The organism is Pseudomonas sp. B21-036 (assembly GCF_024748925.1).
Classification (GTDB): Bacteria; Pseudomonadota; Gammaproteobacteria; order Pseudomonadales; family Pseudomonadaceae; genus Aquipseudomonas; species Aquipseudomonas palmensis.
This window is the reverse complement of record NZ_CP087178.1, coordinates 2498114-2516559: the sequence shown is the minus strand read 5'-3', so window position 1 is coordinate 2516559 and position 18446 is coordinate 2498114. Positions and strand designations below refer to the sequence as shown.

Below are 18446 nucleotides of genomic sequence, written 5' to 3'. Positions count from 1 at the left end.
TGCATTTTTAAAACCACCCTGGCCCGCAGAATCGCCATGGCACAACCCGATGTACCCACCTGCCCCAACCTGGCCTACCCTTCACCCATGCTCATCGTCGAAAACCTGCACAAGACCTTCACCACCGCCCAAGGCACCCTGCCGGTGCTGCGCGGTGTCGATCTGCACCTGCCCGCCGCCACCAGCCTGGCGCTGATGGGCGAGTCCGGCAGCGGCAAGAGCACGCTGCTGCACCTGATAGCCGGCCTCGAACGCCCCGACAGCGGGCGCATTCTGTTCGACGGCCAACCGCTACACACCCGCACCGAAGCCGGGCTCGCCCACTGGCGCCGACAAGGCATCGGCCTGGTGTTCCAGCAATACAACCTGATCAGCAGCCTGGACGTGGCCGCCAACCTGGCCTTCCAGGCGCGCCTGGCCGGCCGTCATGACCCGGCCTGGGTCACCCACCTGGCCGAGCGCCTGGGCCTGGCGCCGCTGCTGCAACGCTACCCCGAGCAACTCTCCGGCGGGCAGCAGCAACGCCTGGCAATCGGCCGCGCACTGGCCTCGCGCCCCGCGCTGGTGCTGGCCGACGAACCCACCGGCAGCCTCGACGAAGCCAGCAGCGAAAACGTGCTCGACCTGCTGCTGGAGCTGGTCGGGGCAAGCAACAGCAGCCTGCTGATGGTCACCCACAGCGCCCACCTGGCCACCCGCCTGCACCAGCGCCTGACCCTGCACCTGGGCCGGGTACGCGCATGATCGGCCTGTGCCTGCAGGCGCTGCTCAGCCACTGGCGGCGCCATCCCCTGCAATGCGCCAGCATCCTCACCGGGCTGTGGCTGGCTACCACCCTGTGGGCCGGGGTCCAGGCGCTCAACCAGCAGGCCCGCGCCGACTACGCGCGGGCCAACGCGCTGCTGACCGGCGCAGCGCAGGCGCAGGTGAGCCCGCGCCACGGCGAACGCTTCGACCAGCACGCCTACATTCAACTGCGCCGGGCCGGCTGGCCGGTGTCGCCGGTGCTCGAAGGCCGCCTGCGCTTTGCCGGCGCCGAACCGGTCAGCGTGAAGCTGCTGGGCATCGAGCCGCTGAGCCTGCCACCCGGCAGCGCCATCGCCGGCCAGGCCGCCCAACGCATCGACCCCGCCGCCTTCATCGGCCCCCCGGGCCAGGCATGGATCGCACCCGACACCCTGCAGCGCCTTGGCCTGGCGCCCGGTGCCGAACCGCTGAGCGGCGACGGCCAGCGTCTGCCGCCGTTGCAGGTACAGGCGCAGCTGGCCCCGGGGGTGATGGTGGTCGACATCGGCCAGGCCCAACGCCTGCTGCAGGCACCGCAACAGCTCTCGCGATTGCTGATACCCGCCGGCTACACCCCGCCCGCGCTGCCCGAGGGCCTGAACGAGCTACTGGTGGTGCAGGCCGCCAGCGACACCGACGACCTGCAACGGCTGACCGAAAGCTTTCACCTCAACCTCACTGCGCTGGGCCTGCTGGCCTTCCTGGTGGGGCTGTTCATCGTGCATGCGGCCATCGGCCTGGCCCTGGAGCAGCGCCGCAGCCTGTTGCGCACCCTGCGTGCCTGCGGCGTGAGTGTGCGTGCGCTGGTGACTGCCCTGGCCATCGAACTGGGGCTGTTCGCGCTGCTGGCCGGGCTGGCCGGGGTGGCCTGCGGTTACCTGCTGGCCAGCCTGCTGCTGGGTGACGTGGCCGCCAGCCTGCGCGGCCTGTATGGCGCCCAGGTGGCCGGGCACCTGAGCCTGCCGCTGCACTGGTGGCTGAGCGGGCTGGCCATCAGCCTGCTCGGGGCAGCACTGGCCGGTGCCGGCAGCCTGCTGCGCGCCGCGCGCCTGCCGCTGCTGGCGCTGGCACAGCCCCAGGCCTGGCGCCAGGCGCAGGTGCGCTGGCTGCGGCGCCAGGCACTGCTGGCGCTACTGCTGCTGGCCGTGGCCCTGGGGTGCTGGCGCTGGGGCGCGAGCCTGCCGGCGGCCTTCACCCTGCTGGCCGCCTTGCTGCTGGGCGCCGCGCTGATGCTGCCACTGCTGCTCGATGGCGCCCTGGCGCTGTTGCAGCGGCTGTGCCACCGGCCGCTGGCGCAGTGGTTCGTGGCCGACAGCCGCCAGCAACTGCCGGCCCTGGCACTGGCGCTGATGGCGTTGCTGCTGGCGCTGGCCGCCAGCGTCGGGGTGGGCAGCATGACGTCCGGGTTCCGCCAGACCTTTCTGGGCTGGCTCGATCAACGGCTGTCGGCCGAGCTGTACGTGACCCCGCATGACACCGCCCAGGGCCTGGCCATCGCGGCCTGGCTACCCACCCAGCCAGGGGTGCGCGCCGTGCTCGCGCAGTGGCGCACCGAAGTGCGCGTAGGCGGCGCCCCGGTGCAAGTGCAGGGGGTGATCGACCACCCGGCCTACGCGCAGCACTGGCCGTTGCTCGAACAGCGCAGCGAGGCGTGGCGCCAGTTGGCCAGCGGCGCCGGGGCGATGCTCAGCGAACAGTTGGCGCGGCGCCTGGCGCTGAGCCTGGGCGATCGCCTGAGCTTGCCCGGCGCTGCCCCCCTTGACGTGGTGGCCGTATACGCCGACTACGGCAACCCGCGCGGGCAGGTGCTGGTGAACGCCGAATGGCTGCGGCGCACTTGGCCCGAGGCCACGCTCAACACCCTCAACCTGCGCGTGGCGGGCGAGCAGGTGGCGACGCTCAAGGCCGCGCTGCAGCAACGCTATGCGCTGGACGGCACCCGGCTGGTGGACCAACGCACCCTAAGGCGCTGGTCGGTGGAGGTGTTCGAGCGCACCTTCGCCGCCACCGCCGCACTCAACAGCCTGACCCTGGGCGTGGCCGGCGTGGCCCTGTTGATCAGCCTTTTGACCCTGGGCCAGAGCCGGCTCGGCCAGTTGGCGCCGCTATGGGCACTGGGCGTCAGGCGCCAGCACCTGGCCTGGCTGTCGCTGGGGCAGACGCTGCTGCTGGCCAGCCTGACCGTGCTGCTGGCAATTCCCCTGGGCCTGCTGCTGGCCTGGTGCCTGGTGGCGGTGGTCAACGTGCAGGCGTTCGGCTGGCGCCTGCCGTTGCAGGTGTTCCCTGGCCAGCTGCTGCAACTGGCGCTGCTGGGCCTGTTCACCGCCCTGCTCGCCGCCGCCGGGCCCCTGTGGCAACTGGCCCGCCGCCAGCCCGCCGAACTGCTGAGGCACTATGCCGATGGAACCTAGACACTGGGGCGTCCTGCTGCTGTGCCTGCTGCTGGGCGCCTGCGACCCCTCGCCACCGCCACCCGCCGGTTTTGCCGGCCTGGGCCAGGACGCCGAAGCCTTTGCCACCGTGGTGCGCGGCCAACCGTTGCAGTTCCCGCGTGACCACGGCGCCCATGCGGGGTATCGCATCGAATGGTGGTACGTGACCGCCAACCTGCGCGATGCACAGGGCCGCGACTGGGGTGCGCAATGGACGCTGTTCCGTTCGGCGCTGCGCCCCGGCGCCGAACAGCCGGGCTGGGCCAGCCCCGCCGTATGGCTGGGGCACGCGGCGTTGAGCGGGCCGTTTGGCCATCAGTTCAGTGAAACGCTGGCGCGTGGCGGTGTCGGCCAGGCGGACGTGCAGGCGCAACCGTTCAAGGCCTGGATCGACGACTGGTCGCTGCAGGCGGTGGGCGGCCAAGGCATCGAGCAGTTGCAGATGCGCGCAGGCGGCAAGGGCTTCAGCTACGACCTGCAACTGAGCAGCCAGCGGCCCCTGGTGCTGCAGGGCGATCAGGGCTACAGCGAGAAGTCCGGCCAGGGCCAGGCGTCGTATTACTACAGCCAGCCGTTCTATGCAGTGCGCGGTGAAGTACAGCACGAGGGCCGGCGCGTCGAGGTGACCGGCAACGCCTGGCTCGACCGCGAATGGAGCAGCCAGCCGCTGGCCCCCGACCAGCATGGTTGGGACTGGTTTTCGCTGCACCTGGACAACGGCACGCGGCTGATGCTGTTCCAGGTACGTCAGGCCGATGCACAACCGTACCGGGCAGGCACCTGGATTGCCGCCGACGGCAGCAGCACCGCGCTCAACGGTGCGCAGATCGTGCTTGAGCCGCTGGCCCGCACCCAACTGGTCGACGGCCCGCAGGTGCCCACGCGCTGGCGGGTGCAGGTGCCCGACCGGCAGCTGGACATCGAGGTCGACGCCCTGGTGCCGCAGGCCTGGATGGGCACCCGCTTTCCCTACTGGGAAGGCCCGGTGAAGGTACAGGGCAGCACGGCCGGGCGTGGCTACCTGGAAATGACCGGCTACTCGCGCTGAGCGCCACCGACGCAGCGGCTATTCTTGCCTGAACGCCCCCTTGCCTGGAGTTGCACCATGCCTGGCCTGTCTACTTCCGCCCCCCGTGGCTGGACGCAGTGGTGCAAACCGCTGGCGTTCCTGCTGGTGGCCGCCATCGGCCTGTACTACGTGAAATGGTCGCCCTACTACGCCAAGTCGTTTGTTGCCGCCGACAGCCACAGCATCGGCGCCTCGATCCTGGACGATCACCAGTACGCACCGCTGACGGCAGCGCTGGCGTATGCCCAGGTGTACTTCCTGGCCATCTGGAAGGCGGCGCTGCTGGCGGTGATCCTCGGCTCGCTGGTTCAGGTGCTGATACCGCGCGACTGGCTGCTGCGCCTGTTCGGCAAGGCCGGGCTGGGCTCGACCCTGCGTGGCGGCATGTTCGCCCTGCCGGGCATGATGTGCAGTTGCTGCGCGGCACCGGTGGCTGCCGGGCTGCGTCGGCAGAATGTGTCGGTAGGCGCGGCGCTGGCGTTCTGGATCGCCAACCCGGTGCTCAACCCGGCCACGCTGGTGTTCATGGGCTTCGTGCTGGGCTGGGAGTTCAGTGCCCTACGCCTGGTGGCGGGTGTGGTGCTGGTGGTGGGGGTGTCGCTGTTCGCCCAGCGCATCTCGCGCCCGGACGTACTGCCCGAACCCGCAGTGGACGCGGCCAATGTGGCCAGTACCCCGGTGCCCGGCAGCCTGCTGGCACGCTGGATGAAAACCCTGTGGCAGCTGTTCTGGACCACCATCCCGATCTATGTGCTGGCCGTGCTGGTACTGGGCGCGGCGCGGGTATGGCTGTTTCCGCATGTCGAGGGCGGCATGGGTTCAGGGCTGGTGTGGCTGGTACCGCTGGCGGTGGTCGGCACGCTGTTCGTGATCCCGACGGCGGCGGAAATCCCGATCGTGCAGACGCTGATGGCCTTGGGGCTGGGCACCGCGCCGGCGGTGGCATTGCTGATGACCTTGCCCAGCGTGAGCCTGCCGTCACTGCTGATGCTGCGCACCTCCTTCGATACGCGGGTGCTGGTGTGGGTTGCGCTGCTGACGATGCTGGTGGGGGTGCTCAGCGGGCTGGTTGCGCTGCTGGTGCTATAGGGCCGGCGTGCACCGCCCCCACAGCACCGGCACAGGTGCCTACAGCCGCCTTTCGCGCAGGTAGGCCAGCACCGCGGCCCGATCGCCGGCGAACTCGATGCGCGCCGCCTTGGCATCGCGCTGGTAGGCGTACATCGGGTCGTAGTACTCGCTCAGCAGGCCCTCGATCCACGCACGGTGCAGCTCCACCGCACCGCTCGCACGCTGCACCTGCAACGCCGCGTCCATCGCCGCCGCCAGGCGCTGGTAACGCTCGCCACCCAGGCGCCGGACAATGCCCGACAGGCTCTCGCGCAGCCGCCCGGCAAAGTGTTCGAAGCCCTGCTCCGGCCCGTGGGCCAGCACGAACTCGGCGCACAGGTCGATCACATAGTCCTGCAGGATTCGTTGCACGCGGCATTCCAGGCTGTCTTCGAGCCACACCAGCGGCGCCTGCTGCATGCGCCGGTACAGGCCCAGCGGCACCGCGCGGCTGCCGATCATGCGCCCCTCGTCCTCGAGCACGAACTGCTCGATGCCGGCGTTGCGCTTTTTCAGCAGGTCCACCGCCAGGGTGTTTTCAAAACCGATCTGCGCCGGCTGCGCAGTGGCATGCCGGCCGAAGCTGGAGCCACGGTGGTTGGCGTGCCGCTCCAGGTCCAGCGCATTGTCCAGTTGCGCCAGCGCCTCGGTCTTGCCGGTGCCGGTCATGCCGCCCAGCAGCACGAAATCGCACTGCGCCACGGCCTGGTCGCCAACCTCCAGCAGAAACGTGCGCAAGGCCTTGTAGCCCCCGCCTACGCGCCGGTAGCGGATACCGGCCTCATCGCGCAGCCACTGCTGGGTGATCTGCGAACGCAGGCCACCGCGAAAGCAGTACAGCAGGCCATCGGGGTTGGCTCGGGCGAACTGCGCCCAGGCCTGGATACGGGCCTGGCGCAGCGCCCCGGACACCAGCTGGTGCCCGAGCACCATTGCCGCCTGCTGGCCATGCTGCTTGTAGCAGGTGCCCACCTGCTGGCGCTCGTCGTCGTTCATCAACGGCAGATTGCTGGCGTGGGTGAACGCGCCCTTGTCGAACTCGACCGGTGCGCGCACATCCATCAGGGGCACATCGTCGAGAAAGATCGAACGGTAGTCGGTGCAGTCGTCGTGCATCAACACACCTCGACCGCATGGGTGCCGCGCGCCACCAGCGTGCCGATCGGCGTCAGCGCCAGGCCCTGTGCCTGCGTCAGCTCGAGAAACGCCGCCTGCCCTTCGGGCGCCACCGCCACCAGCAGCCCGCCACTGGTCTGCGGGTCGCACAACAGCAGCTTGTGCGCCTCGCTCAACGGGCCGATGCGCTCGCCATAGCTGTCGAAGTTGCGCAGCGTGCCACCGGGTACGCAACCCTGCTCGATGTAGTGCTCGACACTGGCCAGGCGCGGGACCTGCGCCGCTTCCAGGCGCGCGGTCACGCCGCTGCCATCGGCCATTTCCACCAGGTGCCCGAGCAGGCCGAAGCCGGTGACGTCGGTCATGGCCTTGACCCCCTCCAGGCGCGCGATCTGGCTGCCGATACGGTTGAGGGTGCACATCTGGTCACGCGCCAGGCCCACGTCTTCGGCACGCAGCAGGCCCTTCTTCTCCGCCGTGGTGAGCACGCCGATGCCCAGCGGCTTGGTCAGGTACAGCTGGCAGCCGACGGTGGCGGTGTCGTTGCGCTTGATGTGGCGCTTGTCGACGATGCCGGTGACCGCCAGGCCGAAGATCGGCTCGGGGGCGTCGATCGAATGCCCGCCGGCCAGGGGAATGCCGGCCGCATCGCACACCGCGCGCCCGCCGCGGATCACCTCGCGGGCGATCTCCGGGGCCAGCACGTTGACCGGCCAGCCCAGGATGGCGATGGCCATCAGCGGGTCGCCGCCCATGGCGTAGATGTCGCTGATGGCGTTGGTGGCCGCAATGCGGCCGAAATCGAAGGGGTCGTCGACGATGGGCATGAAAAAGTCGGTGGTCGAGACCACGCCGCGCTCGTCATCGATGGCATACACCGCCGCGTCGTCGCGCGAGGCGTTGCCCACCCACAGGCGCGGGTCGAGGTTCTGCGCGCCGCTGCCGGCGAGGATCACCTCGAGCACCTTGGGTGAAATCTTGCAGCCACAGCCGGCGCCGTGGCTGTACTGGGTAAGGCGTACTGGTTCGTTCATCGGTTGTCCCCCGGGTTCAAGCCCCTGAGTCTAAGGCAGGGGACCCGGGGGCGCTACGTGATGGTGGCTACTGCTAGACCTTGAACTGGGTCACCAGCAGGTTGAGGTCGACCGCAAGGCCTGCCAGCGCCTGGCTGGCGGCATTGCTCTGGCGTGCACCGGCCGCGGTCTGGATCGACAGGTCACGGATGTTGACCAGGTTGCGGTCCACCTCGCGGGCCACCTGGGCCTGCTCCTCACTGGCGCTGGCGATCACCAGGTTGCGCTCGTTGATGCCGGTGATGGCCTGGGTGATCTCGTCCAGGGCGTGACCGCACAGCTGCGCCACTTCCAGGGTGGCGTGGGCGCGCTGGTTGCTGTTGCGCATTGCCGTGACCGCCGTGCCGGTGCCCTGCTCGATGGTCCCGATCATGGTCTCGATCTCCTGGGTGGACTGCTGGGTGCGGTGCGCCAGCGCCCGAACCTCGTCGGCCACCACGGCGAAGCCGCGCCCGGCATCCCCGGCCCGGGCCGCCTCGATGGCGGCGTTGAGGGCCAGCAGGTTGGTCTGTTCGGCAATCGCGCGGATCACTTCCAGCACCTGGCCGATGTTGCGTACATCGCCCGCCAGGTGCTCGACCTGCTCGCAGGTGTGGGTCACGTCGTCGGTGAGCTGGCCGATGGAGTCAACGGTGCGCTGCACCTGCTCGCGGCCGTGGTGGGCGGTCTCGTCGGTCTGGCGCGAAGCCTCGGAGGTGCTCACGGCGTTGCGGGCCACCTCCTCCACGGCCGCCGTCATCTCGTTCACCGCCGTGGCCGCCTGCTCCACTTCGTCGTTCTGCTGCTGCAGCGCGCGATTGGAGTCGTCGGTGGCAGCCTGCAGCTCTTCGGCGGCCGAGGCCAGCTGGCTGGAGGAACTGGCAATTTTCTGCAGCGTGCCGCGCAGGCTGCCCTGCATGTCGCGCAGCGCCAGCAGCAGACGCGCCGGCTCATCCTTGCCGCTGATGCTGATCTCGTCGCACAGGTCGCCACCGGCGATGGTCTGGGCAATGCCCACGGCTTCGCCCAGCGGGCGCACGATGCTGCGCGTGAGCAGCACTGCCAGCGCCACGGTCAAAGCCAGCACCACGGCCAGAATCGCCAGCACCAGGCTGATGGCGCCATGGAATACCTCGGTGCTGCGTCGGGCCGCCTGCTCCCCGCCCTTGTCGTTGAGCGCAATGATTTCGAGCAGGTCGGTGAGCATGCCGTCGGCATTGGTCAGGTACGGGCCGGCGTCCACCAGCGCGATGGCGTCGTCCTTGCGCCCCTGCTGCAGTAATTGGACGACCTTGTGCTGATCGGCAAGGTAGCGCTTCTTGGCCTGCTGGTAGCGGGCGAACGCGGCCTGTTCCTGCGCCAGGGTGATCAGCCCGGCATAGGTCGCCTCCTGGGTGTCCAGCTGCGCTTCGAGCTGGTGCAGACGCGTGATCAGGTCCTGCAGGTCGTCGCCGTCGCGCAGTACCAGCAGGCGCAGGGTCAGGGTGCGGATCTGGGTGCTGGTCAGCGCTACGCCGTTGGCCGCGACAATCGAGGGCAGCCAGTTCTGGTCGACCTGGTTGGACTGTTCGTTCATTCGACGCATTTCCAGCAGCGACAGGCCGCCAAGGGCCATCGCCAGCAGGGCAATCAGCGCGAAGCTGAGGCCGGCACGCAGGGAAATGTTGAGGGAGCGCAGAAGCATGGGGTGTTCCTTGTGGCTGCAAAAGTACAACCCGCGCCGGGACAGGCGGCGCGGTCAGGTTCTGCAGGCAAGGCGGTGAAGCGGGAGGGCAGTGTTCTTTATGAGTGCTTGCTCCACTGCCGGCGGGATCACTCGGCGGCAGTGAAGCCATGATATCACATTGACATTAATTGTAACGTTGTCGGTGGTCAGGACTTGAAGCGGCCCACCAGTGCGTTCAATTCGGCCGACAGCGTGGACAGCCGTCCGGAGTCCTCCTGCGCCGAGCTGGCCAGGCTTTCGACCAGGCGCGCTTCGTCGTAGATCTGCTGGATATGCCGGTTGATCTCCTCGGCCACGCTGTGCTGCTCCTCGGCGGCGGCCGAGATCTGCAGGTTCTGGTCGCGGATCTCGTTGACCGACAGCTGGATGCCCTCGAAGCTGTCGCGCGCGCTTTCGATGGAGGTGACACTGGCCCGGGACAGGTCCTGGCAGCTTTGCATCTTCTGCGATACCTCCTGGGTCTTGCTGGCGAGGGTACCGAGCAACTGGTCGATTTCGCCGGTGGAGTCGGCGGTGCGCTTGGCCAGCGCGCGCACCTCGTCCGCCACCACGGCAAAGCCGCGGCCCTGGTCGCCGGCGCGAGCGGCCTCGATGGCGGCATTGAGCGCCAGCAGGTTGGTCTGCTCGGCGATGGCGCGAATGGTGCCCAGGATCTGGTTGATGCTGCGGCTGCCCTCCTCCAGCTCGACCATGGCCTGGGACGACTCGCTCAGGCGGTTGCCCAGGCGGTTGACGTTCTCGGTGGTCAGCTCGATCTGCTGCTTGCCTTCGGCCACCCGGCGATGCCCGCTTTCGGCGGAATCGGCGGCGTTGCTGCACGAGCGGGCCACCTCGTTGGCGGTGGCGACCATTTCGTTGAATGCGGTGGAAACCAGCTCCACCGCTTCACGCTGGCGCCCGGCCGCCTGGTTCATGTTGGTGGCCACCTCGCTGTTGACCTGCGAGGCGTCGTGCAGGTTGGTGGAGGCTGCGCCGATGCGCTGGATCAATTGGCGGATGGCCGCCAGAAACCGGTTGAACCAGCCGGCCAGCTCGGCGGTTTCGTCCTTGCCCTGCACAACCAGGTCGCGGCGCAGGTCGCCCTCGCCCTCGGCGATCGACTGCAGGCCCGTGCTGACCTGGCCGATGGGCTTGACGATCACCCGGGCGAACGCGGCCCCGATCAGCGCGAAGAAGATCGCCAGCACCACCACGATGATCCCGGCCAGGTAGGTCATGCGCGTGGCGGCGCCCATCACTTCGCGCTGCTCGATCAGGCCCACGAAGCGCCAGCCCAGGCCTGGGGAGGTCCATACGTTGGCCATGTAGCGAACCCCGTCGATCTCGACGTCGGCAGCCCCCTGTTCGGTGGCCGCGAGCCTGGCGTAGGGCTCGCCCAGGTCCTTGAGCGGCTTGAAGCTGTGCCCGTCGTCGCGCGGGTCGACCAGCACCACACCGTCCTCGATCAGCATCACGTAGCCGCTTTGACCCAGCTTGATGCTCTTGACCAGTTCGGTGAGGTTCTTCAGCGAGACGCTGACCACGAACACGCCGCGGGGCTTGCCGGCGGTGTCGAGCATGGCTCGGGCGGTGCCCACCAGGGCCACGTCGTCCTTGTCGTAGTAGTAGGCCGGGGTGCGCACGGTCTTGCCGGGGCTGGCCATCGCGGCCTTGTACCAGGGGCGCTGGCGCGGGTCGTAGTTGGCCAGTTGCGGGTCATCCGGCCACTTGGCGTAGGTGCCGTCTTCCAGGCCGATGGACAGGATGGCCGCCGCCGGGTGGGTGGCGCCGAAGCGTGCAAAGGCGTCGATCACCCCCTGGGCCGGCGCTGGCAGGGGCTGGCTGGCGGCGTCGGCAGCGCGGTAGTCCTTGAGCGTCTGCACAGCGCTGTATACAGGATCGGCCGACATCTGATCGACGTTCTGCTGCATCCCGTCGAAGAACTGGCGCATGTTGCCGTCGATCTGGCGTATTTCCCGGGTGCTGCCATCGATGAACTGTTCAACCGCCTGGGTGCGGATGTTCATCACGCTGACCACCGCGACCACCGTCACCGGGATGAAAGCCACCAGTACAAACGCAAGGACCAGCTTGTTTTTTATATTCATCGCGCGCTTCACCCTCCCCGGGCATGAGGCGCCAGTCACCCGTGCAGCGTGAGTTCTGGCAATTTGCTATCACCGCTGTTTCGGCTGGGGAGGTAAAAATCTTTAATACAGTTTCGTGTACAAAAAAAAGCAGGATTGTTTCTAGTTGGTCGGCCGCATGGGGCGCGGCGCCGGCATGCCAGGCGTGGCGCCCTGCAGCACCAGGCGGGTGATGGTGGCGGCCGCCAGCGCGTAGTCGTCGCCCTGGGGCGCATGCACGCCCGTGAGCTGGGCCATGCGCCAGCCGAAATTGGTGTAGGTGCGGGTGGCCGACCAGATGAACAGCATCAGGTGTTGCGGGTCGACCGGGGCGATCAGGCCGCGTTTGATCCAGCTGTTCAGGCAGTGCACGTTGAGCTGCGCCTCGGCGCGCAGCAGGTCGCGGCACACCCCGGGCAGTTGCTTGGCCCCGTGCAGCAGCTCGCTGCTGAACACGTTGGAGGTGTACGGGTGGTCACGCACGATGCGGATGCGCGCCTGGATGTAGGCCGGCAGCGCCACCTGCGGGTCATCGCTGGCGCGCAGCACGGCGGAGGCCGCGAGCAAGGGTTCCAGAAAGGCCATCAGCACCCGGGTGTAGAGGTTTTCCTTGGTCTGGAAGTAGTAGTACAGGTTGGCCTTGGGCACGCCGGCGCGGGCCGCGATGTCGCGGGTCTGGGCGGCGTTGTAGCCCTTGCTGGCGAATTCCTCGCTGGCGGCCTCGAGAATCAGCTGCTGGTTGCGTTGACGAATGCTGGACATGGCGATGGCACTTCGGGGAAAGACCCTCGCAATATACAAAAATACATAGCGATGAGGCTATGCATGCCAGGTTGCGGGCGCGCCTTCGCCGGCAAGGCCGGCGGCTGGAGTGGGTGGGGCGCCTCAGGCCTCGGCCAGCAGGTAGGTGCGCAGGTCCCTGGAGACCTCTTCGGCCAGCAGCCCGACGATCACCTCGACACCGGCCTGGCGCAACAGGCGAACCCCGGCCCCGGCATTGCGCGGGTCCGGGTCGAGCATGCCGACGAACACCCGCTCCACCCCCTTGTCGATCAACGCCAGGGCACACGACGGGGTGCGCCCCTGGAACGAACAAGGCTCCAGGGTCACATACGCTGTCACACCCCGGCCCCCTTCCGGCAATTTCGCCAACGCCATGGCCTCGGCATGGGGCTGCCCCGGCGGTTGGGTGTGGCCCTGGCTGATCACCTGGTGATCGCGGACCATCACGCAGCCCACCGGCGGGTTGGGCCGGCACGCCGGCAAGGCACGGCGCCCCTCGATCAGGGCCAGTTGCATGAAATCGCTGTTGGAAGGGAGTATCGGCATAAGGTCCTTGCCCAGTGGGTTCCAGAATGAGCGAAGGCGACAGGGTACTCCTGCTGCACGGCGAGGGCACGATTTCTCCCGCATCGTGCGCTCACGCCGGTTGCCCGTTGTCGCTGCCGGCGGGCTTCGCTATAGTCACGCCCTGGCGTTCTCCGCGCCTGCCGTCCGCGCAAAGGGCCACGCCCCGGTACAGAACAGCCTCATTCGTCGATACGACTCCCGGCCTGCAAGCGGACAAGGCCCGACCCAGGAGATCGTATGCTCACCGCCCTGCCCCCGCACATCTGCCATGACGGCAGAATCAACCTCGAACACCAGCGCAAACGCGCCAAGACCCTGCTCAGGCACCTGCTGGCCGGCACTGCGCCGGCGCACTTCAAGCCCCTGCCCCACACCCGCGCCCCACGCCTGGCCGATGCGCAGTGGCTGATCGCGCAGGAGCTGGGCTTTGCCAGCTGGCCAAGGCTCAAGGCGCATGTCGACGCCATCGACTTTGCCGCACGCAACCCCGGCTTCGAAGCCGACGACGAAGCCCGCAGCGTGCATTGGCGGTGTGGCAACGACATCGCCCATACCCTGCGCCTGGCCGGTTTCAAGGGGGCCTTCCATACCTTCATCGACCCGCTGTGCATGGGCCCGGTACCGGCACTGCCGGCGCAACCGTTGCTCGCCCTGCGCAACGACTACATCAGCCGCGTGTTCGGCATGCCAGAAGCCGACGTGGCGCGGCGCAGTGCCGAGGAGTACGCCGCCCTGGCGCAGCTCGACGGGTGCCCGCACGCCGTGCTGTGGTGCGAGGCGGATGCCTATGACCAGTTGTTCCTGATCCGCGTGCTGGCGGGCATCGAGCAGTTGCCCGAGTGCCTGGAACTGATCGAGATCAGCCAGGTGCCGGGGGTGCAGCGTTTCATCGGCATCGGCCAGCTCGCGCCGGACCTGCTGGCCTGGCTGTGGCCCCAGCGTCGGCGCCTGAACGAGGCAGCGCTGGCGCTGGCCCGGCGTGCCTGGGCGGCGTACTGCGCGCCCTCGCCACTGGCCTGGGCGCAGCTGGCCCATGCGCCAAGCCCGGCACTGCCCTTGCTGGCGCCGGCATTGCTGCGCCAGTTGCAGGAACTGCCGGGGCTGGCCGACGGCCTGTCGCTGACCGAGCGCCTGGCCCTGGGCATCGTCGCCGAAGCCGGCAGCCTGGCGTTCGGCCGGGTGTTCGCAGAGCTCATGGGCAGGCGTGAGCCACTGCCGTACCTGGGCGACCAGATGTTCCATGCGCTGATGCGCCCGCTGATCGATGCGCCCACGCCGTTGCTGTTCGAAGCGGACGTTCACCTGCCCTGGCCGCAACGCAGCCTGACCCTCACGGCCCTGGGCCAGCGGGTACTGGCAGGTGACGCCTACTGGCTGGACCAGGCGGCCCCCGAACGCTGGGTAGGCGGTGTACGCCTGCAGGCCGGGCTGGCGCACTGGGCACTGGATGCCCATGGCCAGCCGGTGTGGCGCCATCAACCGTCCTGATGCCTGCCGAACGACCGCCGACCTAGCCAAAGGTCGGCACCCCAAAACGTAACAATATGTACAAAGCACGCGGTTGATTGTTTATGCTGGCCTGCTCATGCCATGGCGCATAGCCACATCGACCTGTTAATCGACCATGAAAATCTTTCTCGTTCTACTGTTTGTCTTCTCCATCGCCTACGTGCACCTGCGCGGGCGCGTGCGGCACAAGTTCACCCGCCAGCTGGGCGATCACTCCAGCTTCCTGGCCCCGATCAACGTGTTCCTCTACCTGTTCTCCCGGCTGCCGGCCAAGCCTTACCTGCCGGTGGAGGCCTTCCCCGAGCTCAAGCCGCTGCAGGACAACTGGCAGGAAATTCGTGCCGAAGCCCAGCAACTGCTGCACGTGGGCGAAATCAAGAGTTCGCAGAGCCATGACGACGTCGGCTTCAACTCGTTCTTCAAGAGCGGCTGGAAGCGCTTCTACCTGAAGTGGTACGGCGAAAGCCACCCGTCGGCCATGAAGCTGTGCCCACGCACCACCGAACTGCTGCAGGGCATCGGCACGGTCAAGGCGGCGATGTTCGCCACCCTGCCGCCTGGCTCCAAACTTGTGCGCCATCGTGACCCGTATGCCGGCTCCTACCGCTACCACCTGGGGCTGGACACGCCCAACGACGAGGCCTGCTATATCTGCGTCGACGGCGAGAACTACCACTGGCGCGACGGCGAGGCGGTGATGTTCGACGAAACCTACATCCACTACGCGGCCAACCACACCGAGCACAACCGCATCATCCTGTTCTGTGATGTGGAGCGACCGCTGAAGTACCGCTGGGCGACGGCGTTCAACCGCTGGTTCAGCCGCAAGGTGATGGCCGCCGCTGCGGCGCCGAACGATGCGGGCGACAAGACCGGCGGGATCAACCGGCTGTTCACGCGCATCTACAAGATCCGCGAGCGCGGCAAGGCGCTGAAGAAGCGCAACCGGCTGCGCTACTACCTGGAGAAGTGGGCAGTGGTGGCGCTGTTGCTGCTGGTGTTCATCTATATCTGAGGTGGCCCTTTCGCCGGTAAGGCCGGCTCCTGCAGGCGGCGCGTGAGCCTGTGGGGGCCGGCCTTGCGGCAAAACGGCCCCTACCAAAGTACGCCCCCACCCCGACCATCGACCAACGGCGCCCCAGTGGCGAAAAAACTAGCTTCACTGTTCATTTTGTCGCAACACAAAAAGGTGAAGACGATGAGCATGATGGACTGGGATGGCTACCGCAAACAGCTGATGGCCGGTATCGGCGACCTCAAGCAACTCTCGCCCGGCACGGTCGACGGCTACATGACCGCCAGCGGCGCCGGGGCCAAGACCAACCACCTGGACGCAAAGACCCGCGAGCTGATCTCCCTGGCCGTGGCGGTGACCACCCGCTGCGACGGCTGCATTGCCGTGCACTCGGCGCAGGCGGTCAAGCAAGGCGCCACCCGTGAGGAAATCGCCGAGGCCCTGGGCGTGGCCGTGGCGATGAACGCCGGCGCCGCCCTGGTGTACTCGGCGCGCGCACTGGATGCGGTGGGCAAGGCCGGGGAGTAACCCGGCCCGGGGCCTGCGCTCAGGGCTGCGCAGGCCGCTCCATCAGCACCACCTCGATCGGGTCGCCGCCCACCCCGTGGGAGAAGAAGTCGCGCCCCTTGGCGACAAACCCGTGACGCTGATAGAAGCCCTCGGCATTGAGCGTGGACTCGACCTTGATCACCTCCACACCCGGCGCCCGGGCCTTGGCCAGGCCCGCCTCCAGCAGGCGGCTGCCCAGTTGCTGGCCGGCCGCCTGCTGCAGCACGAACAGGCGCGTGACTTCGCCAGGTTCAGCGTCGACAAAACCGACCACCGTCTCACCCTGACATGCCACCACCATCGAGCCCTTGGCAATGGAACGCTCGTAATCCTCATGGGTTCGCTGGCCCATCCAGCCGCGCAACTGCTCGTGCGAATAGCGCCCACCCGCCAATTGCGTGATCGACTGGTGCGTCACCGCAAATACCGCTGCCCCATCGCCGGCCCGGGCCGCGCGCAAGGTGATCGACTCCATGGGTTCCCTTCCCCTGTGAATGCATGAGCCGCCACTCTAGCCGGCCAGCACGGTGGCCTCAACCACCCGGGTTGGTGAACTGGATGTACAGGCAGAAGCTGCCCAGCAGCAGCCAGAAGCCGATGAACAGCCAGGGCGTGCGCATGGAGAACAGCAGCGACTTGCAAAAGCCCTTGTGGCTCGATTCCAGCTCGTTGAACAGCGGCGATTCGTCGTAGGCCAGGCCCATGGCCGGCTTGCTGTGCAGCAGGTTGCTCTGCTTGAAGTGCCAGTGATCGATGATCAGGTAGGCCGCGCGTATGCCCGGCCAGGCGTTGAGCGAGCTGACGATGCCAAGCAGCGCCATCAGGCACGGCACCACCAGGGTGAACAGCTTGCCCCATTCGGGGTTGAGGTTGGCCATCGACGAGGCAAAGGCGATCACCAGGAACGACTGCGCCGTGAGGTAGGCGTTGGTCCGGTTGGACAGCAGGCTGGTTTCGTACTGGATCTCGCGCCGGTAGAAGTCCAGGCGCTCCTTGGGCGAGCCGAACAGCAACGGGTCGTCTTCGTCGCTCGATTGCACGGGCAAGGGCTGGGTGATGATTTTCGACATGTCTGGGTATCCGCAACCAGTGGTCGAATTTGGAGCCCACCCCGGCGCCAGCGTTCAGTTGATTGCGCCGGTCGGGGCGCAATCCCTTAGAATGGCGCCCCACCCGCCCCCTTCGCCCGCCAAGGATTCCCATGCTGCAGATCCGCCCGATGACCGCCGCCGATTTCGACCGCTTCTGGCCCACCTTCCAGGCCGTGATCGCAGCGCGGGAGACCTACGCCTACGACCCGAACCTGAGCCTGGAGCAGGCCCGGCACCTGTGGCTGGAGGTGCCGCTGCACACGCTGGTGGTCGAGGACGAGGGCCAGTTGCTGGGCGCGTACTACCTCAAGGCCAATGCCGCAGGCCCCGGCAGCCATGTGAGCAACTGCGGCTACATGGTCGCCGAGGCCGCCCGCGGGCGCGGCGTGGCGCGGCTGATGTGCGAGCACTCCCAGCGCCTGGCACGCAACGAGGGCTTCCTGGCCATGCAGTTCAACTCGGTGGTGGCCAGCAACGAGGTGGCCGTGGCGCTGTGGCACGCGCTGGGCTTCGAGACCGTCGGGCGCCTGCCCAGGGCCTACCAGCATGCCCGCCTGGGCCTGGTCGACTGCCTGGTGATGTACAAGTGGCTGGGTGAAATGACTGCGCCCGAACAGCCAAGGCTGATCGGGCGCAAGAACATCGAGGCGGTGGTGTCGCGCAAGCGCGGGCGCTAGCCCTTAGAACGCAAGGCCGACCTTGATGCCGAACTCGTCACGCTTGAGCTTGATGTTGTCGGCCACTTCCGAGTCTTCGTCCAGCTTGTACTCGGTGCGGGTGTAGTACAGGCCGGCCATCACCGGCATCGAGCCCTTCTGGTTCATCAGCAGGCTGACTTCGGCATAGGGGTTGGTACGGTCCTTGAGGTCGACGGTGTCGTTGCCCACGTCTTCGACATGCAGCTTGGCCTTGCTGTCCAGCGAACGGCGTGCACCGGCTTCCAGGCGCAGGGTCATGTCGTCGAACTGGTGGTTGTAGCCCAGCGCGGCCTTGGCGAAGGGGGTGCGACCGGTCAGCTTCATGTCGTAGCCGTTGGATTCCAGCTCGTAGCGCGACCAGTTGTAGCCGCCGCCCACGATCAGGTCGACCGAGTTGCGCGCATCGATCGCGGCGCGCCAGCCCAGGTCCACGTCGGCCTGGCCTTCCTTGAGCTTGGTGTCGTTGTGGTCGCCGTACTTGAGATCGACACCGGCCTGGTAGATGAAGCCGGATTCAGCGGTGAGCTTGTTGCCGAAGTTGAAGAACAGGCCGCCTTCACCCATGCGGTCGGTATCGGACTCGCTGCCGCCTTCGAGCTTGAACTTGTTGTAGGCGCCGAGAACACCAAAGGTTGCAATCGGGTCGGTGGGGGCTGCGGCCAGCGCACTCAGGGGGGCGGCCAGTACCGCCAGGGCCGAGGTCTTGAGCAGCAGGTTGCCGAATCGCTTGGACATCACTTTCAGTCTCCATTTATGTGAAAGGCACTCGGGGTCGAATGCGACCTTTCGAACCCCGGGCGTTTCAAAAAGTTCAGACGAAGGCTCTGGGGTGCGGGTT

General features: G+C 67.5%; 17 protein-coding genes and 2 pseudogenes. 8 read left to right on the top strand and 11 right to left on the bottom strand.

The genetic code is table 11. From position 1 onward, the window contains the following. The first annotated feature begins 87 nt into the window (after positions 1 to 87). From LOY33_RS11190 to LOY33_RS11175, 4 genes are read left to right on the top strand one after another with little or no spacing between them, the layout of a single operon-like run. Positions 88 to 744, top strand: coding sequence for an ABC transporter ATP-binding protein (locus LOY33_RS11190; RefSeq protein ID WP_043860253.1), 657 nt, complete (start codon positions 88 to 90; stop codon positions 742 to 744). Then, the gene (locus LOY33_RS11185) at positions 741 to 3197 is read left to right on the top strand and encodes an FtsX-like permease family protein (protein WP_258662642.1); all 2457 of its coding nucleotides are present in this window, start codon (positions 741 to 743) and stop codon (positions 3195 to 3197) included. Before LOY33_RS11190 ends, LOY33_RS11185 begins: the two co-directional genes overlap by 4 nt. After that, positions 3187 to 4266, top strand: a complete 1080-nt coding sequence (locus LOY33_RS11180) for a lipocalin-like domain-containing protein (RefSeq protein WP_258662641.1) — start codon at positions 3187 to 3189, stop codon at positions 4264 to 4266. The genes LOY33_RS11185 and LOY33_RS11180 overlap by 11 nt, the downstream gene beginning before the upstream one ends. A gap of 57 nt (positions 4267 to 4323) precedes the next feature. After that, positions 4324 to 5376, top strand: a complete 1053-nt coding sequence (locus tag LOY33_RS11175) for a permease (RefSeq protein ID WP_258662640.1) — start codon at positions 4324 to 4326, stop codon at positions 5374 to 5376. Between the two features lie 39 nt (positions 5377 to 5415). On the opposite strand, the gene mnmH is transcribed toward LOY33_RS11175, so the two are convergent. The 8 genes and pseudogenes from mnmH to LOY33_RS11145 form a co-directional block, all read right to left on the bottom strand. Next, complete coding sequence (gene mnmH / locus LOY33_RS11170; protein WP_054914408.1) at positions 5416 to 6513, bottom strand: tRNA 2-selenouridine(34) synthase MnmH; 1098 nt, start codon at positions 6511 to 6513, stop codon at positions 5416 to 5418. After that, a complete protein-coding gene (selD, locus tag LOY33_RS11165; RefSeq protein ID WP_043860242.1) occupies positions 6513 to 7547 on the bottom strand; it encodes a selenide, water dikinase SelD in 1035 nt (344 codons plus the stop codon). The genes mnmH and selD overlap by 1 nt, the downstream gene beginning before the upstream one ends. Positions 7548 to 7620: 73 nt before the next feature. Next, the gene (locus LOY33_RS26065; protein WP_370409268.1) at positions 7621 to 8484 is read right to left on the bottom strand and encodes a methyl-accepting chemotaxis protein; all 864 of its coding nucleotides are present in this window, start codon (positions 8482 to 8484) and stop codon (positions 7621 to 7623) included. After that, positions 8479 to 9249 (bottom strand): annotated as a pseudogene (locus LOY33_RS26060) (MCP four helix bundle domain-containing protein); the annotation flags it as partial. The gene LOY33_RS26065 and the pseudogene LOY33_RS26060, both read right to left, overlap by 6 nt. Before the next feature lie 188 nt (positions 9250 to 9437). Beyond that, positions 9438 to 10205, bottom strand: coding sequence for a methyl-accepting chemotaxis protein (locus LOY33_RS26055; RefSeq protein ID WP_370409269.1), 768 nt, complete (start codon positions 10203 to 10205; stop codon positions 9438 to 9440). 87 nt (positions 10206 to 10292) lie between these two features. After that, a pseudogene (locus LOY33_RS26050) lies at positions 10293 to 11297 on the bottom strand (cache domain-containing protein); the annotation flags it as partial. Between the two features lie 222 nt (positions 11298 to 11519). Beyond that, positions 11520 to 12158 carry a TetR/AcrR family transcriptional regulator gene (locus tag LOY33_RS11150; RefSeq protein WP_043860245.1) on the bottom strand — a complete coding sequence of 213 codons (639 nt, stop codon included), beginning with the start codon at positions 12156 to 12158 and terminating at the stop codon, positions 11520 to 11522. A gap of 123 nt (positions 12159 to 12281) precedes the next feature. Further along, on the bottom strand, positions 12282 to 12725 hold the full coding sequence (locus tag LOY33_RS11145) for a bifunctional diaminohydroxyphosphoribosylaminopyrimidine deaminase/5-amino-6-(5-phosphoribosylamino)uracil reductase RibD (protein WP_043860246.1): 444 nt from the start codon (positions 12723 to 12725) through the stop codon (positions 12282 to 12284). A 258-nt stretch (positions 12726 to 12983) separates the two neighbouring features. Here LOY33_RS11145 and LOY33_RS11140 point away from each other — a divergent pair, with 258 nt between their 5' ends. The 3 genes from LOY33_RS11140 to LOY33_RS11130 all read left to right on the top strand — a co-directional run bounded on the left by LOY33_RS11140 (position 12984) and on the right by LOY33_RS11130 (position 15798). Further along, positions 12984 to 14234, top strand: coding sequence for a DUF1835 domain-containing protein (locus LOY33_RS11140; protein ID WP_258662636.1), 1251 nt, complete (start codon positions 12984 to 12986; stop codon positions 14232 to 14234). Between the two features lie 136 nt (positions 14235 to 14370). Beyond that, on the top strand, positions 14371 to 15270 hold the full coding sequence (lpxO, locus tag LOY33_RS11135; protein WP_054914404.1) for a lipid A hydroxylase LpxO: 900 nt from the start codon (positions 14371 to 14373) through the stop codon (positions 15268 to 15270). 183 nt (positions 15271 to 15453) lie between these two features. Then, positions 15454 to 15798, top strand: a complete 345-nt coding sequence (locus LOY33_RS11130) for a carboxymuconolactone decarboxylase family protein (protein WP_078481264.1) — start codon at positions 15454 to 15456, stop codon at positions 15796 to 15798. A gap of 19 nt (positions 15799 to 15817) precedes the next feature. On the opposite strand, the gene LOY33_RS11125 is transcribed toward LOY33_RS11130, so the two are convergent. Together LOY33_RS11125 and LOY33_RS11120 are read right to left on the bottom strand one after the other, a co-directional pair. Continuing rightward, positions 15818 to 16294 (bottom strand): GNAT family N-acetyltransferase, encoded by a 477-nt coding sequence (locus LOY33_RS11125; RefSeq protein WP_054914403.1) that lies wholly within the window; start codon positions 16292 to 16294, stop codon positions 15818 to 15820. Between the two features lie 58 nt (positions 16295 to 16352). Further along, positions 16353 to 16889, bottom strand: coding sequence for a hypothetical protein (locus tag LOY33_RS11120; protein WP_043860251.1), 537 nt, complete (start codon positions 16887 to 16889; stop codon positions 16353 to 16355). 131 nt (positions 16890 to 17020) lie between these two features. Between LOY33_RS11120 and LOY33_RS11115 the strand changes: the two genes are divergently transcribed. Then, positions 17021 to 17587, top strand: coding sequence for a GNAT family N-acetyltransferase (locus LOY33_RS11115; RefSeq protein WP_043863946.1), 567 nt, complete (start codon positions 17021 to 17023; stop codon positions 17585 to 17587). A 3-nt stretch (positions 17588 to 17590) separates the two neighbouring features. Here the strand turns inward: LOY33_RS11115 and LOY33_RS11110 are convergent, their stop codons facing one another. Beyond that, positions 17591 to 18343: an outer membrane beta-barrel protein gene (locus tag LOY33_RS11110; RefSeq protein ID WP_043863947.1), complete on the bottom strand. Its 753-nt coding sequence runs from the start codon at positions 18341 to 18343 to the stop codon at positions 17591 to 17593. Positions 18344 to 18446 lie beyond the last annotated feature (103 nt).

What these genes read in the sequence shown, in the direction of transcription:
- LOY33_RS11185 (WP_258662642.1), top strand. Translation starts at nt 741, where the DNA reads ATGATCGGCCTGTGCCTGCAGGCGCTGCTCAGCCACTGGCGGCGCCAT.
- LOY33_RS11120 (WP_043860251.1), bottom strand. Translation starts at nt 16,889, where the DNA reads ATGTCGAAAATCATCACCCAGCCCTTGCCCGTGCAATCGAGCGACGAA.
- LOY33_RS11150 (WP_043860245.1), bottom strand. Translation starts at nt 12,158, where the DNA reads ATGTCCAGCATTCGTCAACGCAACCAGCAGCTGATTCTCGAGGCCGCC.
- LOY33_RS26065 (WP_370409268.1), bottom strand. Translation starts at nt 8,484, where the DNA reads ATGCAGGGCAGCCTGCGCGGCACGCTGCAGAAAATTGCCAGTTCCTCC.
- LOY33_RS11190 (WP_043860253.1), top strand. Translation starts at nt 88, where the DNA reads ATGCTCATCGTCGAAAACCTGCACAAGACCTTCACCACCGCCCAAGGC.
- LOY33_RS11115 (WP_043863946.1), top strand. Translation starts at nt 17,021, where the DNA reads ATGCTGCAGATCCGCCCGATGACCGCCGCCGATTTCGACCGCTTCTGG.
- LOY33_RS11125 (WP_054914403.1), bottom strand. Translation starts at nt 16,294, where the DNA reads ATGGAGTCGATCACCTTGCGCGCGGCCCGGGCCGGCGATGGGGCAGCG.
- LOY33_RS11145 (WP_043860246.1), bottom strand. Translation starts at nt 12,725, where the DNA reads ATGCCGATACTCCCTTCCAACAGCGATTTCATGCAACTGGCCCTGATC.
- LOY33_RS11175 (WP_258662640.1), top strand. Translation starts at nt 4,324, where the DNA reads ATGCCTGGCCTGTCTACTTCCGCCCCCCGTGGCTGGACGCAGTGGTGC.
- mnmH (WP_054914408.1), bottom strand. Translation starts at nt 6,513, where the DNA reads ATGCACGACGACTGCACCGACTACCGTTCGATCTTTCTCGACGATGTG.
- LOY33_RS11180 (WP_258662641.1), top strand. Translation starts at nt 3,187, where the DNA reads ATGGAACCTAGACACTGGGGCGTCCTGCTGCTGTGCCTGCTGCTGGGC.
- LOY33_RS26055 (WP_370409269.1), bottom strand. Translation starts at nt 10,205, where the DNA reads ATGAACCAGGCGGCCGGGCGCCAGCGTGAAGCGGTGGAGCTGGTTTCC.
- selD (WP_043860242.1), bottom strand. Translation starts at nt 7,547, where the DNA reads ATGAACGAACCAGTACGCCTTACCCAGTACAGCCACGGCGCCGGCTGT.
- lpxO (WP_054914404.1), top strand. Translation starts at nt 14,371, where the DNA reads ATGAAAATCTTTCTCGTTCTACTGTTTGTCTTCTCCATCGCCTACGTG.
- LOY33_RS11140 (WP_258662636.1), top strand. Translation starts at nt 12,984, where the DNA reads ATGCTCACCGCCCTGCCCCCGCACATCTGCCATGACGGCAGAATCAAC.
- LOY33_RS11130 (WP_078481264.1), top strand. Translation starts at nt 15,454, where the DNA reads ATGAGCATGATGGACTGGGATGGCTACCGCAAACAGCTGATGGCCGGT.
- LOY33_RS11110 (WP_043863947.1), bottom strand. Translation starts at nt 18,343, where the DNA reads ATGTCCAAGCGATTCGGCAACCTGCTGCTCAAGACCTCGGCCCTGGCG.